The 15,166-nt window shown below is 66.2% G+C and carries 12 protein-coding genes; 9 read left to right on the forward strand and 3 right to left on the reverse strand.

What is annotated here, in order from left to right; genetic code table 11:
* The first annotated feature begins 87 nt into the window (after positions 1–87).
* The 4 genes from A5705_RS08930 to A5705_RS08945 all read left to right on the forward strand — a co-directional run bounded on the left by A5705_RS08930 (position 88) and on the right by A5705_RS08945 (position 8,324).
* Entirely contained in the window at positions 88–5,655 is a 5,568-nt protein-coding gene (locus A5705_RS08930) for a type I polyketide synthase (RefSeq protein WP_082956380.1), read from the forward strand.
* Complete coding sequence (locus tag A5705_RS08935; protein ID WP_067873060.1) at positions 5,652–6,503, forward strand: ABC transporter ATP-binding protein; 852 nt, start codon at positions 5,652–5,654, stop codon at positions 6,501–6,503. Before A5705_RS08930 ends, A5705_RS08935 begins: the two co-directional genes overlap by 4 nt.
* 113 nt (positions 6,504–6,616) lie before the next feature.
* Complete coding sequence (locus tag A5705_RS08940; protein ID WP_231964208.1) at positions 6,617–7,357, forward strand: ABC transporter permease; 741 nt, start codon at positions 6,617–6,619, stop codon at positions 7,355–7,357.
* A gap of 154 nt (positions 7,358–7,511) precedes the next feature.
* Positions 7,512–8,324, forward strand: a complete 813-nt coding sequence (locus A5705_RS08945) for a slipin family protein (protein WP_067873066.1) — start codon at positions 7,512–7,514, stop codon at positions 8,322–8,324.
* A gap of 49 nt (positions 8,325–8,373) precedes the next feature.
* Here the strand turns inward: A5705_RS08945 and A5705_RS08950 are convergent, their stop codons facing one another.
* Together A5705_RS08950 and A5705_RS08955 are read right to left on the reverse strand one after the other, a co-directional pair.
* Entirely contained in the window at positions 8,374–8,907 is a 534-nt protein-coding gene (locus A5705_RS08950) for a hypothetical protein (protein ID WP_067873068.1), read from the reverse strand.
* Between the two features lie 28 nt (positions 8,908–8,935).
* Entirely contained in the window at positions 8,936–10,018 is a 1,083-nt protein-coding gene (locus A5705_RS08955; RefSeq protein ID WP_067873070.1) for a ferredoxin--NADP reductase, read from the reverse strand.
* A gap of 147 nt (positions 10,019–10,165) precedes the next feature.
* Here A5705_RS08955 and hsaA point away from each other — a divergent pair, with 147 nt between their 5' ends.
* The 5 genes from hsaA (at position 10,166) to A5705_RS08980 (ending at position 14,605) form a co-directional block, all read left to right on the forward strand.
* Positions 10,166–11,350: a 3-hydroxy-9,10-secoandrosta-1,3,5(10)-triene-9,17-dione monooxygenase oxygenase subunit gene (gene hsaA, locus A5705_RS08960; RefSeq protein WP_067873074.1), complete on the forward strand. Its 1,185-nt coding sequence runs from the start codon at positions 10,166–10,168 to the stop codon at positions 11,348–11,350.
* Positions 11,350–12,228, forward strand: coding sequence for a 4,5:9,10-diseco-3-hydroxy-5,9,17-trioxoandrosta-1(10),2-diene-4-oate hydrolase (hsaD, locus tag A5705_RS08965; RefSeq protein ID WP_068276908.1), 879 nt, complete (start codon positions 11,350–11,352; stop codon positions 12,226–12,228). The genes hsaA and hsaD overlap by 1 nt, the downstream gene beginning before the upstream one ends.
* Positions 12,225–13,139 carry an iron-dependent extradiol dioxygenase HsaC gene (gene hsaC, locus A5705_RS08970; protein WP_067873081.1) on the forward strand — a complete coding sequence of 305 codons (915 nt, stop codon included), beginning with the start codon at positions 12,225–12,227 and terminating at the stop codon, positions 13,137–13,139. Before hsaD ends, hsaC begins: the two co-directional genes overlap by 4 nt.
* Positions 13,140–13,149: 10 nt before the next feature.
* On the forward strand, positions 13,150–13,713 hold the full coding sequence (gene hsaB / locus A5705_RS08975; RefSeq protein WP_067873084.1) for a 3-hydroxy-9,10-secoandrosta-1,3,5(10)-triene-9,17-dione monooxygenase reductase subunit: 564 nt from the start codon (positions 13,150–13,152) through the stop codon (positions 13,711–13,713).
* A gap of 61 nt (positions 13,714–13,774) precedes the next feature.
* Positions 13,775–14,605 (forward strand): CHAD domain-containing protein, encoded by an 831-nt coding sequence (locus tag A5705_RS08980; protein WP_231982392.1) that lies wholly within the window; start codon positions 13,775–13,777, stop codon positions 14,603–14,605.
* Positions 14,606–14,665: 60 nt separating this feature from the next.
* On the opposite strand, the gene A5705_RS08985 is transcribed toward A5705_RS08980, so the two are convergent.
* On the reverse strand, positions 14,666–15,121 hold the full coding sequence (locus tag A5705_RS08985) for a hypothetical protein (protein WP_067873090.1): 456 nt from the start codon (positions 15,119–15,121) through the stop codon (positions 14,666–14,668).
* Between the last annotated feature and the right edge of the window lie 45 nt (positions 15,122–15,166).

A 15,166-nucleotide genomic window follows, 5' to 3' on the forward strand; every position in this document is an offset into this window, starting at 1 on the left:
TCGGCGCAGCCGATGGCCCCACGCTGATCGGCTGCGGGTGTCGGATCGGGATGATGTCGTGACACGTTTAGGGGCGAGAGGATGAACATGTCTTGTGACCACGGCACCCGCGAACCTCTGGCTATAGTCGGGATCGGATGTCACTTGCCCGGCGACGCCCACGACTCGGAAAGCTACTGGAACCTGCTGTGCAGTGGCACCGATGCCACCTGTCCGGTCCCCGAATCACGCTGGAATGCCGAAAAATACTACGATCCGAACCGGGAGAAAGTCGGCAAGATGGTGACCCGCCGAGGCGGGTTTCTCAGCGAAATAGACCAATTCGACCCGCAGTTCTTCGGGATCTCCCCTCGAGAGGCGAACCTGCTCGATCCGCAGCAGCGCCTTCTGCTGCAGACCACGTGGGAGGCACTGGAAGACGGTGGAATACCCGCTGACAGTCTCGCCGGCACTGAGGTCGGGGTGTTCGTCGGTGGTTTCACCCTCGACTACCAACTGCTGCAAAATCAGGGGCGCACCAGCCGGTACCGATTCAAAACCCATTCCGCCACGGGAATGATGATGACGATGCTGGCGAACCGGATTTCGTTCGCCTTCGACTTCCGCGGACCGAGCATGACAATCGACACGGCATGCTCGAGCTCGCTCGTTGCGGTACACCTTGCGGCGCTGAGCATTTGGAACGACGAGTGCGATCTCGCGCTTGCCGGCGGCGTCAACATCATGATCGGACCCAACACGGCGATCGCCGAATCGAAGAGCGGATTCCTCAGTCCGGAGGGGCGCTGCAAAGCGTTCGACGATTCCGCCGATGGTTATGCGCGGGGAGAGGGCGCCGCGGTCGTCGTCATCAAACCGCTCGAGCACGCACTCAACGATGGCGACGAAATCTACGCACAGATCCTGGGTACCGCGGTGTCCCAGGACGGCCGCACCGACGGTATCACCGTACCCAGGGCCCAGGCGCAACAAGCCGCAATCACAACGGCCCTGCGCCGAGCGGGCGTTCGCCCCGACGAGGTCGGCTATGTCGAGGCGCACGGTACCGGAACCCCGGTCGGCGACCCGATCGAGGTCCAGGCCCTCGCCAACGCGCTCGGCGCGGGGCGGCCGACGAGCAATCCGCTACCGATCGGATCGGTCAAAACCAACATCGGACACCTCGAGGCGGGCGCAGGGGTAGCCGGATTGATCAAAGCGGCGTTGGTGGTCAAACACGGTCACATTCCGGCGAATCTGCATCTGAAGACCCCGAACCGCCGAATCTCGCTCAGCGACCTGAATATTGAGATCCCCCGAACCGGTCGCCCGTTTCCCGACACGAAACGGCGTATAGCCGGGGTCAACTCCTTCGGCTTCGGGGGCACAAACGCCCACGTCGTGCTCGCTGAGCCTCCCGACCCGGTCGGCGGCGCCGCCGAGAACAATCCTCCGCCACCACCGTTGGCCGTGTTGCCGATCTCGGCGCGCAGCGAGGAAGCGTTGGTAGCTACGGCCGGCCAATTGGCCGAATACGTGAGCGCTCACCCCGGCCTCACGCTGCGGGATTTCGGCTACACACTCAGCCGGCGTCGCACTCACATGAATTACCGGCGTGCCGTCGTCGCGGGCAGCATGGCCGAGGCGCGAGAACAACTACAGGCCCTCGCGGAAAGCGGGCGAAGCCCCGCGGGACGCACACCGCTGACCTCGGCCAAGTTGGCGTTCGTCTTCGGCGGCATGGGCCCCCAGTGGTGGAAGATGTGCCGAGACCTACTTGAGGTCTATCCCGCTTTCACCGAAAGCATCGTGCGGAGCGACCGCGAGCTCTCCCGTTACACCGGTTGGTGTTTGATCGACGAACTCCAAGCCGACGAAACCCGTTCTCGGATGGCCGAAACGGACGTCGCGCAGCCCGCCAACTTCGCCGTCCAAATAGCTCTGGCCGAGCAACTCAAGCAATTCGGCATCAAGCCCGACGCCGTCGTCGGTCACAGCGCCGGTGAAGTGGCTGCCCACTATCTCGCCGGCGTCCTCACCTTCGAGCAGGCGATCCGGGTGATCTATCACCGAAGCCGCCTCCAACAACGCACCAGCGGGCAGGGCCGCATGCTCGCGGTCGGCCTCGACGCCGAATCGCTCATGCAGGCCATCGACGACACAGCGCTCGCGAACATCGGGCGGCTGGTATCCATCGCCGCCGTCAACAGCCCGGCGGCGGTAACCCTCGCAGGCGACAGCGCAGTCCTCGATGACATTGCACGCCAACTCGATGAGCGCAGAGTGTTCAATCAGTTCCTCAGCGTGAAGGTGCCGTACCACACCCACTACATGGACGCGGTCAAAGATGACCTCTGCACCTCCCTGGAAGGGCTGTCTTCGGCCGCGGCGAGGGTCCCGCTCTACTCCACCGTGACCGGCGAGCGGCTGGACCGATACGCCGCCGGCGCCGCCTACTGGTGGCAAAACACTCGCACCACAGTACTTTTCGAGCCAGCGATCCGCCAGATGCTCGACGAAGGATACACTCACTTCGTCGAACTCGGTCCACATCCCGTTCTGGCAACATCGATCGCGGAGGTCGCCGCGTCCCACCAGACGGACGTGGTCGTCCTGGCGACCCAGCGACGCCATCACGACGACGGTCGCACGCTGATGAACTGCGTCGGCGCGCTGCACTGTCACGGCCACCCGGTGGCGTGGGACGCGCTGTACCCCCGCCAGGGGGCGCGGTTGCTGAAGCTGCCTTCGTACCCGTGGCAATCCAAGCGGTACTGGAACGAGCCCCCGGAAGCCGTCGAGGAATTGCACTACAACCCGGTGCATCCGCTGCTGGGGCAGCCGGTGAGCGCCGTGCACCCGACCTGGGAGGTGGAATTGAGCGCTACCCGCGTTCCCTTCCTGGCCGATCACGAGGTGCAGGGAAGTGTCCTGCTACCCGGGGCGGTATACGTCGAAATGGCCCTGGCCGCAGCAGAACAAGCCTACGGGGCGGCGGACCACAGCGTTGACAACCTGACGCTGAAACGCGCCCTCATCCTTGACGACTCCTGCGACCCGTTGCTCAGGACCACGCTCGACCAGGACAGGGGCACAGTGGAATTCGCTGCGTTCACGGCAACTGCCGGCGGGGACCTGCGGTGGACGATAACAGCGACAGCGGAGCTCAACACGGTGTCCGGGTCGCCGCACCGCGTCGATCCCCCAGGGGGCGCCCAGGTGGTCACCATCGACGGCGACGAGTTCTACGCCCGCACCCGAGCCGTCGGTTTGGCATACGGTGGCGCGTTCCGCACCGTCACCGGCGTCACGGCCGGAGCTGGCTGGGCGACAGCCCGACTCGCCGTTCCCGCACCGCTCGCCGACCAACTCGAGGAATACCGATTCCACCCGGCCCTCATCGATGGTGCCTTCCAAACGCTGCTCGGCACACCTCTTTTCGGTTCCGAGGCAACGGAAAGCCCGTACCTTCCCGTTCGGATCCGGCGCAGCGTTGTCTACCGTCCGCCCGAAGCAAGCATGTCGGTTCACGTACGTGTCGTAACCGCCGGTCAAGACGAGATCGAAAGCGACATAACCATCACCGGCGACGACGGCGAGCCGCTCGCTGTCTTCCACGGCTTCACCGTGCAATCACTGAGCGCTTCATCGCGCATGTCGCCCGAACACGTCGACAAGGGTCTCCTCGAGATTCACTGGGTCGCGTCTTCCGGCGCCCAGTATGACCAGCGTGAGAACTCCACTGTGACAGACAGTTCATCGTGGCTGATCTTCACCGACGCCTCCGGCTTCGGGACGACGCTCGCCGCGCAGATGCACCGCAGCGGCCAGCGTGTCCACACGGTCGTGCATGAACCCGTCGAAACGCTTACACAAGTCGACGGGGGATACGCGCTCAACCCGCGGCATCCCCGGCAACTACACCAACTGCTCGAAACTCACCTCGACCAAGAGGGCAACCTCGCCGGGATCATCAACTGCTGGCCCCTGGACATCCGCGCTCACCCCGATACCCACTCACTGCGCGGGCCCGCGGATGCAGACGCCGGCGAAAGCAGCGACCCTACCGGGCTTTTCGCAATACTCCACCTCGTCAAGGCCTTGGCGGACCACGACACCGTTCGGCCGCGCCTCTATCTGATAACCGCCAACGCGCAACCGGCACTTCCGAGCGATGCGCTTGCGGTTGAGCAATCGACGATTTGGGGGCTGGGTCGAGTCGTCGGCCATCAGGAACTCGTCAAACACTGGGGCGGACTGATCGACATCGACAGAGCCGACGACCCCGTTCAGAGTGCTGCGCATGTCTGCGAACACATCCTCAGGGATGACCCCGAGGATCAGATCGCCATCCGCGGCAGCACGACGTTCGTTCCGCGTCTTCGCCCGAGCAGCAGCCTGACGCAACCCTTTCCCACCAAACTCACCCCCGATGCGACCTACGTGATCACAGGCGGTACCGGAGCGCTGGGCCGCGTCGTCGCGGCATACCTTGCCGAGCGTGGGGCACGGCACATCGCCCTGCTGTGCCGAAGCGAGATCCCGCCGAGAAGCCGCTGGGCGCTGATCCCGCACGACGACGCTCACCGCGCAACGATCGACACAGTTCGAAAAGTCGAACGTCTCGGTGTTCGAGTCACGATCGCCACCGTCGATGTCACCGACGTCGAGCAGGTGAACACCTGGTTGAGCGATCACATCCGAGAAGGGGGGCCACCGGTCCGGGGCATCCTCCACGCCGCAGGTTCTGTTCACGACCAACTCCTCGTCAACATGACCGAAGCCGACTTCACCGAAGTGATGGCCCCCAAGATCAGCGGTACCCGCGCGCTCCACAACGCGTTCCTGGGGCAGGATCTCGAATTCTTCGTCATGTTCGGATCGGCAGGGTCGGTCATCGCCTCGCCCGGTCAAGGCAACTATGCCGCCGCCAACGCGTTCCTCGACGCCTTTGCGCACTACCGGCGCGCCGAGGGGCTCCCGGCCCTCACCATCGGATGGGGCCCCTGGTCGGTCGGCATGGTGGAAGAGCTCGAGCTCGAGAAAATCTACGCACAGCGAGGGATTGAGCTCATCACGCCCGCGTCGGGCACCCAGATCCTCGATCGGCTCATCAACCAAAAGGTGCCGAACGTCATCGCTCTCAGCGCGGACTGGACGCGGGTCCGCCGCGGGCTCGGCGGGCAGTTGCCGCGGATGTTCTCCGAGCTGGGAACAGCCGAAACGCCCACTGGCGCCATAGATTCGGAATCGCCCCTCCTCGAGTTGCTCTCGGCATGCCCGGAGGCTGACAGGCTCGGCGTGGTCGCACGCCAGGTTCGCCAAGTCGTCTCCGCCGTCTTCGATCTCGCCGTCACCGAGATCGGATCCGACGACGCCCTCGACGACCTCGGCCTGGACTCGATGATGGCGATGGATTTCAGGGCCAGGATCAACGCGCTGTTCGCCATCGATCTGCCCGTGCTGGAACTGCTCAAGGGCGTCAGCGTCAATTCAGTGGCCGGTCGCATACTCGCTGAGCTCCAACCGGCCGGTGCGGATGCGCCGCCTGCGATCGCCCAACAGCGACCAGAGCCGACGCCGGCCGACGACGTCGACCGACTGATCGAACAGTTATCGGATGCCGACCTCCGAGCAGTGCTGGCCGAGCTCGAAATGCCCGAGCAGGGGCGATGACTCACAATCACCCGTCCGCTGTTCACGTGCGAGGGCTGTCGAAGGCCTACGGGCAGCGACAGGCGGTGTGCAATATCGACTTCGACGTCGGCTATGGCGAGATTTTCGCGATCCTCGGGCCCAACGGTGCGGGTAAGTCAACGACCATCGAAATCCTCGAGGGGCATCGGCAACGCGATTCCGGACAGGCCCGGGTACTGGGCGAAGACCCCGGCACCGCGGGCCGTAGCTGGCGCGCCAAGATCGGCATAGTGCTGCAGGAAGCCAGCGACGCCGGGATGCTCACCGTGTCGGAAACCGTGCGCATGTTCACCAAATCCTATGGGAGGGCCCGAGATCCCGAGGACGTGCTGGGCCTCGTCGGGCTCACCTCCGCATCGGAGTTGAAAGTCAGGACGCTGTCCGGCGGGCAGCGCCGTCGGCTCGACGTCGCTCTGGGCATCATCGGCATGCCCGAACTGCTCTTCCTGGACGAGCCGACAACGGGATTCGATCCGGACGCCAGACGCAAATTCTGGGACCTCATCAGGCTGCTGGCGGCCGATGGCACGACCATCCTCCTGACTACGCACTACCTGGACGAAGCCGCCGCCCTGGCCGATCGGGTCGCCGTCCTGGCGGGCGGCGAGGTGGTGGCCATCGACTCGCCGCCGAAACTCATCGAATACGTGAACTCGGCCGCGACGGTCCGCTGGATGGAGGGAGAGCAGGTCCACGTGGAGGAGACCGATCACCCGACCGAATTGATCAGGCAGCGGTCGAAAGACGGGACGGAACTGGCTCAGCTGACAGTCTCTCGACCGACGCTCGAAGACGCTTATCTGCATCTGATCGGCCACGCACGATGAACATCGGTCAGGTGCAGAGTTCCCCGCCGCGGCGACACCGCGCAATCGAGTCGGAGTCGCCGCTCCCCACTCCGCTCCGCATCGGGTTGTCGCGGGTCGTCCCCGAGTTGAAGATGTTCTACCGCCGGCCTGAACAAGTGGTCCTGACCTTCTCGATGCCCGCCGTGATCGGCATATTGCTCGGTTCGATCTTCTCGACGAAACTGCCGCACAGCGATACCAGCACGGGCGCCGTGATCGCGGCAAGCATCCTCGCCTACGGCATTCTCTCCACATCCTTCATCAACCTCGGCATAAGCATCGCATCCGACCGCGACACCGGCGCCTTGCGGCGACTTCGTGGGACGCCGACGACCGCGACCTCGTACTTCATCGGGAAGATCGTTCTGGTCGCCGCCGCCAGTCTCGCCGAGGCCGTCGTTCTCCTGTCGGTGGGCGTCCTCGTGTTCAAACTCCATCTACCTACCGACGCTTTCGGATGGTTCACGCTCACCTGGGTCTTCGTCCTCGGAATCCTCAGTTGTTCGTTGCTGGGTATCTTCGTCAGCAACTTGGCGAGCAACGCGGTTTCCGCCGCGGTCATCACCAACGGCCCGGCGGTCGCCTTGCAGTTCGTTTCGGGCACCTACGTGCCGCTCATCGCCTTGCCCGGGTGGATGTTGACACTGGGTTCGTTGTTCCCCGTCAAGTGGATGGCGCAGGGATTCCGGTCGGTCCTGTTACCGCCTGACATGGCCGCCTTCGAGCCGGCCGGCAGCTGGGAACACTGGCAAACATTCTTCGTGCTGACGGCGTGGACTATCGGTGGGCTGATCGCCTGCCTCCGGGTGTTCCGGTGGTCGGACACCCGATAACGCGATCGGACCGGCGGAATCCTGATCGCGCAGACCGGTGCGCCGCTCGATCAGCGGATCGCGGCGGTTCGGTTCCGGGGAAAGGCCTTTTGACCATGCGTGCCGTGACTTGTGGCCGCTGACCGAGCCGGGCGGTGCTCCTAGGGTTGGCTGGGTGAGTTCTACAGCCGTTACTGCGACCGCCGTCGCCGTTTTCGTCGCTCTGGGGTTGCTGGCCGCCTCGATCCGGATTGTCCAGCAGTATCAGCGCGGCGTGCACTTCCGCCTGGGCCGGGTGATCGGCGTCCGCGAACCCGGGCTCCGGTTCATCATCCCGGTGATCGATCGGCTGTGGCGGGTGTCTATGCGCATCGTGACCATGCCGATCCAGTCGCAGGGCATCATCACCCGCGACAACGTCAGCGTCGACATCGCCGCGGTGGCCTACTTCCGCGTCGTCGACGCCCGCAAGTCCGTCGTCGTCATCGAGAACGTCAACGCCGCCATCAACCAGATCGCCCAGACGACCTTGCGCAACGTCGTCGGGCAGCACTCCCTCGACGAGGTGCTCGCCAAGACGGAGAAGATCAACGGCAGCATCCGCCAGATCCTGGACACCACCACCGTCGAATGGGGCGTCGAGGTCACCCTGGTGGAGCTCAAGGACATCCAGCTGCCCGACAGCATGAAGCGCGCGATGGCGCGCGAGGCCGAAGCCGAGCGGGAGAAGCGCGCCAAAATCATTGCCGCCGAAGGGGAAGCGCGCGCGGCCGCGGCGCTGGGCGAGGCGTCCGACACCATGATGCGCCACCCACTGGCCCTGCAACTGCGGAACCTGCAGACTCTGCTGGAGCTTGGGGTCGAGAAGAACACGACCATCGTGTTCCCCGCGCCGCTGATGAACGCGATCGGGGAGCTCACCGGCTTCCTGACCCGGGAGGCGAGTGCCGCCAAACCCGCCGTGCCGAGCGAGCTTTCACACGTCTGACCCGAAGTGATATCGCAGGCCGCGCCCGAGCCGGTCGGCCGACGCGGGATCAGGAAAAGGTTGTCTGCGCGCAGGTGCTGGGTGAGGTGATGTTCACCCCGCCGTAGACCACCTGGATGTGGGTGCAGGTGATGACGTTGATGTCGGTCTTCGGCTGGCCGGTCTGCCAGTCGGTCGAGTCGATGCGTCCGCTGGTCTGGTACTTGTCCGGTGGGCCGCCGCCGAAGTACACGGTGGTGACCTCGTCGTTGCCCATCGCCTTGTGGACCCGTTCGTACTGACCATTTGCGTGCGCGTCCAGGTAGGCCAATCGGTTCGACGACCGGATCTCGGTGGTCTGCCGGGCCCACAGGTCGTTCGGGAATCCGGTGACTCCGTCGGGGGTCTGCATGTCGGCGCCGGCGGTGAAGTTGCAGAAGCCGCCGGACTTGAAGCACTCCAGGGTCATGTGCGTCTCCAGCTGGTTGGGGCCGTCCAGCGGGAACAGGGTGGTGGCGGTGTTGCTCGCCGCCGAAGCGGACGGAGGAGGCAGGACCGCCAGCACCGCTCCGACGACCGCAAATCCCGGCAACAGCCGCTTCATCGGCGCCCCCTTCCGGTTCGCTACGCGACTACTCGTCGTAGGTGACTTCTACCGAATCAGATTCCGGGCGAGATTGACAGGCCAAAATCAGGCCTTCGTCGAGATCCTGTTGTTCCAGGACGTCGTTGACCTCCATGTCGACCTTGCCCTTGCGCAGGGTGCAGGCGCACGCGCCGCAATGGCCCTCGCGGCAGGAGAACGGCGCGTCGAGACCCTTCGCGAGCAACACGTCGAGCAGCTTGGCGTGGCGCGGCCACGACACGGTGTGCGTTTCGCCGTCCAGCTCCACGATCGCGGTGGCCGGCGGCTGGTCCCCTTCGGCGGTGTCGTCGATCTTGACCGCCGCGAACGGGTCCGACTCCAGCGACTTGAACACCTCGATATGCACCTGCGCGGCAGGAACTTTCAGGCCCTCCAGCGCTACGCGTGCCGCCTCCATGAAAGGGCCCGGGCCGCAGACGAAGACGGGCCGGTCGGTGAAGGGCGCGGCCAGCTTGCCCAGCGCGCCCGCACTGGGCAACCCCTGCAGCGATTCCAGCCAGTGCAACACCGTGAGGCGGTCGGGATACTTCGCCGACAGCTCGCGCAGCGCGTCGGCGAAGATGACCGAGCGGTCGTCGCGGTTGGCGTAGAGCAGCGTCACCTGCCCGCTGCCCTCGGCGAGCGCCGACTTGCAGATCGACATGATCGGGGTGATCCCGCTGCCGGCCGCCATCAGCAGGAAGTCGTCGTCGAGCGTCTTGGGCACGAAGTTGCCCGACGGCGCCAGCACGTGGATCCGCATGCCCGCGTGCGCGTGGTCGCACAGCCAATTCGACGCGTAGCCCTCCGCGGTCCGTTTCACCGTGACGGTGAGCGCGTCGTCGGTGAACGGCGAACTGCACAGCGAGTAGCAGCGCGCCACCGAGCCGGTGCGCTCACTGGGAACGCGCAACGTCAGGAACTGCCCGGGGGCGTAGCGCAGCCGCTCCGGCGGGATGGCCGGATCGCCGGGCGCGTCGGGCACCGCGAACACCAGTGAGCGCGCCTCGTCGGTTTCCGCGATGACCTCGGCGATCTGCAGCTCCAGGACGTGGTCGCCGAGCGGCTCGTCGGGAATCGCTTCCGTCACGACCCGTCCTCCCTTTCCTCGCAACTAGAACATGTTATAGAAAACCGGATTCGCACCGCTACCAGCCGCAGGAATACCCTGCTCGACACGAATCGGAACGTGTTCTAGTCTTCTGGGTAAGTCCGCACTCCCGGGGAGGCAAACTACGTGACGTCCATTCAACAGCGTGACGCGCAGTCGGTGTTAGCTGCCATCGACGATCTACTGCCGCGGATTGCCGGGCGTGCCCAGGCGACGGAGGATCTGCGCCGGCTGCCCGACGAGACCGTTCAGGAACTCGAGGAGGTCGGGTTCTTCACCCTTTTGCAGCCCGAGCAGTGGGGTGGGCTGCAGTGCGACCCCGCGCTGTTCTACGAGGCCGTCCGCCGGCTGGCCAGCGCCTGCGGCTCCACCGGCTGGGTGAGCTCGATCATCGGCGTGCACAACTGGCACCTGGCGCTGTTCGACCAGCGGGCCCAGGAGGAGGTCTGGGGCGAGGACCCCAAGACCCGGATCTCGTCGTCGTACGCGCCGATGGGCGCGGGAGTGGTGACCGACGGCGGCTACCTGGTCAACGGTTCGTGGAACTGGTCCTCGGGCTGTGACCACGCGACGTGGACGTTCGTGGGCGGCCCGGTCATCAAGGACGGCAGGCCCGTCGACTTCGGCAGCTTCCTCATCCCGCGCAGCGAGTACCGCATCGACGACGTGTGGCACGTGGTCGGCCTGCGCGGCACGGGCAGCAACACGCTGGTCGTCAAGGACGTGTTCGTGCCCCGGCACCGCTTCCTGTCGTACAAGGCGATGAACGACGGCACGGCCGGCGGATACGAGACCAACAGCGCGCCGGTTTACAAGATGCCTTGGGGCACAATGCATCCCACCACCATCTCGGCGCCGATCGTCGGCATGGCCTACGGCGCGTACGCCGCTCACGTCGAGCACCAGGGCAAGCGGGTGCGCGCGGCGTTCGCCGGCGAGAAGGCCAAGGATGACCCGTTCGCCAAGGTCCGCATCGCCGAGGCGGCCAGTGACATCGACGCCGCGTGGCGACAACTCAGCGGCAACGTCGCCGACGAGTACGCGCTGCTGTCCGCCGGCAAGGACATCCCGTTCGAGCTGCGCGCCCGCGCCCGGCGCGACCAGGTGCGCGCCACCGGCCGGTCCATCGCCGCCATCGACCGTCTTTTCGAGGCGTCCGGCGCCACCGCGTTGGCCAACGACCAACCGGTGCAACGGTTTTGGCGCGACGCGCACGCCGGCCGCGTGCACGCGGCCAACGACCCCGAGCGCGCCTACGTGATCTTCGGGAACAACGAGTTCGGGTTGCCGCCCGGCGACACGATGGTCTGATGCCCACTGCCACGGGGGAGCTCACGTTCGAGTCGACCTCGCGCTTCGTCGACGTGGACGTGGACGGCCCGCTCAAGCTGCACTACCACGAGGCGGGTGCCGGCAGCGACCAGACCGTGGTGCTGCTGCACGGAGGGGGTCCGGGCGCGTCGAGCTGGACGAACTTCTCGCGCAACATCGCGGTGCTGGCCGAGCGCTTTCACGTGCTGGCCGTCGACCAGCCCGGCTACGGACATTCCGACAAGCGGGCGGAGCACGGGCAGTTCAACCGCTACGCCGCGCGGGCGCTCAAGGGGCTCTTCGATCAGCTGGGCCTGGGACGCGTCCCGCTGGTGGGCAATTCGCTGGGCGGGGGCACCGCCGTGCGGTTCGCCCTCGACTACCCCGAGCGGGCCGGGCGTCTGGTGTTGATGGGCCCCGGCGGCCTGAGCGTGAACCTGTTCGCGCCCGACCCGACCGAGGGCGTCAAGCGGCTGGGCAAGTTCTCCGCCGAACCGACCCGGCAGAACCTCGAGGCCTTCCTGCGCGTGATGGTCTACGACCAGAAACTGATCACCTCCGAGCTGATCGATCAGCGCTTCGAGCTGGCCGGCACGCCGGAGTCGCTGACGGCGACGAGGGCGATGGGAATGTCGTTCGCGGGGGCCGACTTCGAACAGGGCATGATGTGGCGCGAGGTGTACAAGCTGCGCCAGCCGGTGCTGCTGATCTGGGGGCGTGAGGACCGGGTCAACCCGCTGGACGGCGCGCTGGTGGCGCTCAAGACCATCCCGCGTGCGCAGCTGCACGTCTTCGGGCAATGCGGGCACTGGGCGCAGGTGGAGAAGTTCGACGAGTTCAACAAGCTGACGATCGATTTTCTTGGAGGCACGCGATGAGTATCCGGTCGCTGGGCTATCTGCGCATCGAGGCCACCGACATGGCGGCCTGGCGCGAGTTCGGCCTGAAAGTGCTCGGCATGGTCGAGGGCTCACCTGGCTCACAAGGCAGCACCGAGGGTGCCCTGTATCTGCGGATGGACGACTTCCCGGCCCGGCTGGTCATCGTTCCCGGCGAGCAGGACCGCCTCTCCGAGGCCGGCTGGGAATGCGCGAACGCGCAAGGCCTGCAAGAGATCCGAAATCGGCTCGATGTGGAGGGCACGCCGTACAAGGAGGCCACCGCGGCCGAGCTGGCGGACCGCCGGGTGGACGAGATGATCCGGTTCTCCGACCCGTCGGGCAACTGCCTGGAGGTCTTTCACGGCGCCGCCCTGGAACACCGCCGGGTGGTCAGCCCGTACGGGCACAAGTTCGTCACCGGCGAGCAGGGCCTGGGACACGTGGTGCTGACCACGCGCGACGACGACGAGACGCTGCACTTCTACCGCGACGTGCTCGGCTTCAAGCTGCGCGACTCGATGCGCCTGCCGCCGCAGGTGGTGGGCCGGCCCGCCGACGGGGCGCCGGTCTGGCTGCGGTTTTTGGGCTGCAACCCGCGCCATCACAGCCTCGCCTTCATGCCCGGCCAGACGCCCAGCGGCATCGTCCACCTGATGGTCGAGGTCGAAGAAGCCGACGACGTCGGGCTGTGCCTGGACCGGGCGCTGCGCCGTAAGGTGCCGATGTCGGCCACCCTGGGCCGTCACGTCAACGACCTGATGCTGTCGTTCTACATGAAGACGCCCGGCGGCTTCGACGTCGAGTTCGGTTGTGAGGGAAGGAAAGTCGACGACGACGACTGGATCGCCCGGGAGAGCACCGCGGTGAGCCTGTGGGGTCATGACTTCACGGTCGGCTTCCGCGCCTAACCTGGAAGCCATGTCAGGTCAGATCGATCCGCGGGCCTTCCGGCAGGTGCTGGGTCAGTTCTGCACCGGGATCACCATCATCACCACCGTGCACGACGAGGTGCCGGTCGGCTTCGCCTGCCAGTCGTTCGCGGCGCTGTCGCTGGACCCGCCGCTGGTGCTGTTCTGCCCCACCAAGGTGTCGCGGTCGTGGCAGGCCATCCAGGCCACCGGCCGGTTCTGCGTGAACGTGCTGAGGGAGAAGCAGAAGGACGTGTCGGCTCGGTTTGGCTCGAAGGAGCCTGACAAGTTCGCCGGAATCGACTGGCATCCTTCGGAATTGGGTTCGCCGATCATCGACGGGTCGCTCGCCTACATCGACTGCACGGTGGCCTCGGTGCACGAGGGCGGGGACCACTTCGTGGTGTTCGGTGCGGTCCAGTCCCTGTCGGAGGCCCCCAGGATCAAGCCCCGGCCGCTGCTGTTCTACCGCGGCGACTACACCGGCATCGAACCCGACAAGACCACGCCGGCCCAGTGGCGCGACGACCTGGAGGCGTTCCTCACCACGACCACCCAGGACACCTGGCTGTAGCGACGCGCCCCGCGTCCGGCCGATGTTTGACGGCCACCGGCTTCCGGGAATGCGTGACCTCATGCGCTCACCGGCCACCCGAGCGTTGGTCGACTATCTCAACGCCCAGATCGAGCAGATCGAACACGGCGATGCGGAACTGCGTGACGGGGAAACCCCGGAGACCATTCACGACACCCGCGTCGCGATGCGACGCATCAGAAGTACTCTGCGCGTCTTCGCCACGGTCCTCGACGGGCCGGCGGTAGGCGACATGGACGGCGAACTGAAGTGGTTCGCCGCGCTGCTCGGCGACGTCCGCGATTGCCAGGTTCAGCAGCGCCGATTCAGCGAGGCGCTGGACGCGATGCCCGAGGAGCTGATCCTGGGTCCCGTCCGTTCACGGATCCGCGCCGATCTGCAGGCGATCGAGCTTCCCGCCCGCGCCCGGCTCAGCGAGGCCATGGAGTCCGACCGCTACCGCGCGTTGCTGGCGGCGCTGCGCGATTGGCGCGACGCGCCGCCCGTCGACCAACCGATCTCCGTCGAGGCGCTGCGCAAGCCGGCCCGCAGGGCGCAACTCAAGGCGGATCGGCGGCTGGCCGCGGCGCTCGCGTCCGGTGACGACGTCATGCTGCACAAGGCCCGCAAGGCCGCCAAGCGCGCCCGCTACGCCGCCGAACTGCGCAAACACCTGAACAAGGGGGCCAAGCGCACCGTCCGGCACTACAAGCAGATTCAAAGCCTGCTCGGTGACCACCAGGACACCGTCGTCGCCGCGGATGCGCTTCGGCAGATGGCGGTGACGGCGGGGACGACGGTAGGGGAGAACGGCTTCAGCTACGGCATGTTGTATGCGCGCGAGCAACAGATCGCCCGGCAATGCCGCGAAGACGCCTTGCAGCTTGTGTGAGGGAGGCACACCCGATGGCCCGCATGAGGGGGGCGGGCCATCGGGTGTGCCCGGGCTTGTTCAGCTTGATGCCGGCCGGTGCGGGCGGGCGTGCTCTGTTCCGGCCACCGGGTCGTGCGGCGTGTCGCCGAGCGAGCCGTCACGACGCTCGGCGGTCGCCTCGCCCGACTCCGTGACGTTCGGGTCGAGGCTGTCGGCCCGCTTCCAGTGATCCTCGAGTTGCTCACGCGACGCGGCCACGTCGCGCTGATGGGTCGACGCCCGCTCCTGCAGCCGCGCGGCCTCGGCGGCCTTGGCTTCGGCCTCGGCCTGCGCGGCCCGCGCCCGGGCGGCCGTTTCGTCGGCGAGCGTTTGGCGCCGCTCGACGCGGGACGACTCCAGTTTCGCCTGTTCGCGAATCTCCTCGGCCTGCCGTTGGCGGCGTCGACGCGACGCCTTGCTCGCCGCGAAAATCACCGCTGCGATCACCAGGACCGCCACGATCGCGGCGATCACAATCCAAACAGTGCTGCTCATAGGGGGCTCCGTACGTTTCGTGGGTGTGTGCTGCAGCCCGTCCGT

The sequence above is a fragment of the Mycobacterium sp. E787 genome, from assembly GCF_001668725.1.
In the GTDB taxonomy this organism is placed as follows: domain Bacteria; phylum Actinomycetota; class Actinomycetes; order Mycobacteriales; family Mycobacteriaceae; genus Mycobacterium.

Excerpts from the sequence above, each read along its gene's own strand:
- A5705_RS08930 (WP_082956380.1), top strand. The coding sequence starts at position 88 with ATGTCTTGTGACCACGGCACCCGCGAACCTCTGGCTATAGTCGGGATC.
- A5705_RS08935 (WP_067873060.1), top strand. The coding sequence starts at position 5,652 with ATGACTCACAATCACCCGTCCGCTGTTCACGTGCGAGGGCTGTCGAAG.
- A5705_RS08940 (WP_231964208.1), top strand. The coding sequence starts at position 6,617 with ATGTTCTACCGCCGGCCTGAACAAGTGGTCCTGACCTTCTCGATGCCC.
- A5705_RS08950 (WP_067873068.1), bottom strand. The coding sequence starts at position 8,907 with ATGAAGCGGCTGTTGCCGGGATTTGCGGTCGTCGGAGCGGTGCTGGCG.
- hsaD (WP_068276908.1), top strand. The coding sequence starts at position 11,350 with ATGCCCACTGCCACGGGGGAGCTCACGTTCGAGTCGACCTCGCGCTTC.
- hsaC (WP_067873081.1), top strand. The coding sequence starts at position 12,225 with ATGAGTATCCGGTCGCTGGGCTATCTGCGCATCGAGGCCACCGACATG.
- hsaB (WP_067873084.1), top strand. The coding sequence starts at position 13,150 with ATGTCAGGTCAGATCGATCCGCGGGCCTTCCGGCAGGTGCTGGGTCAG.
- A5705_RS08980 (WP_231982392.1), top strand. The coding sequence starts at position 13,775 with ATGCGCTCACCGGCCACCCGAGCGTTGGTCGACTATCTCAACGCCCAG.
- A5705_RS08985 (WP_067873090.1), bottom strand. The coding sequence starts at position 15,121 with ATGAGCAGCACTGTTTGGATTGTGATCGCCGCGATCGTGGCGGTCCTG.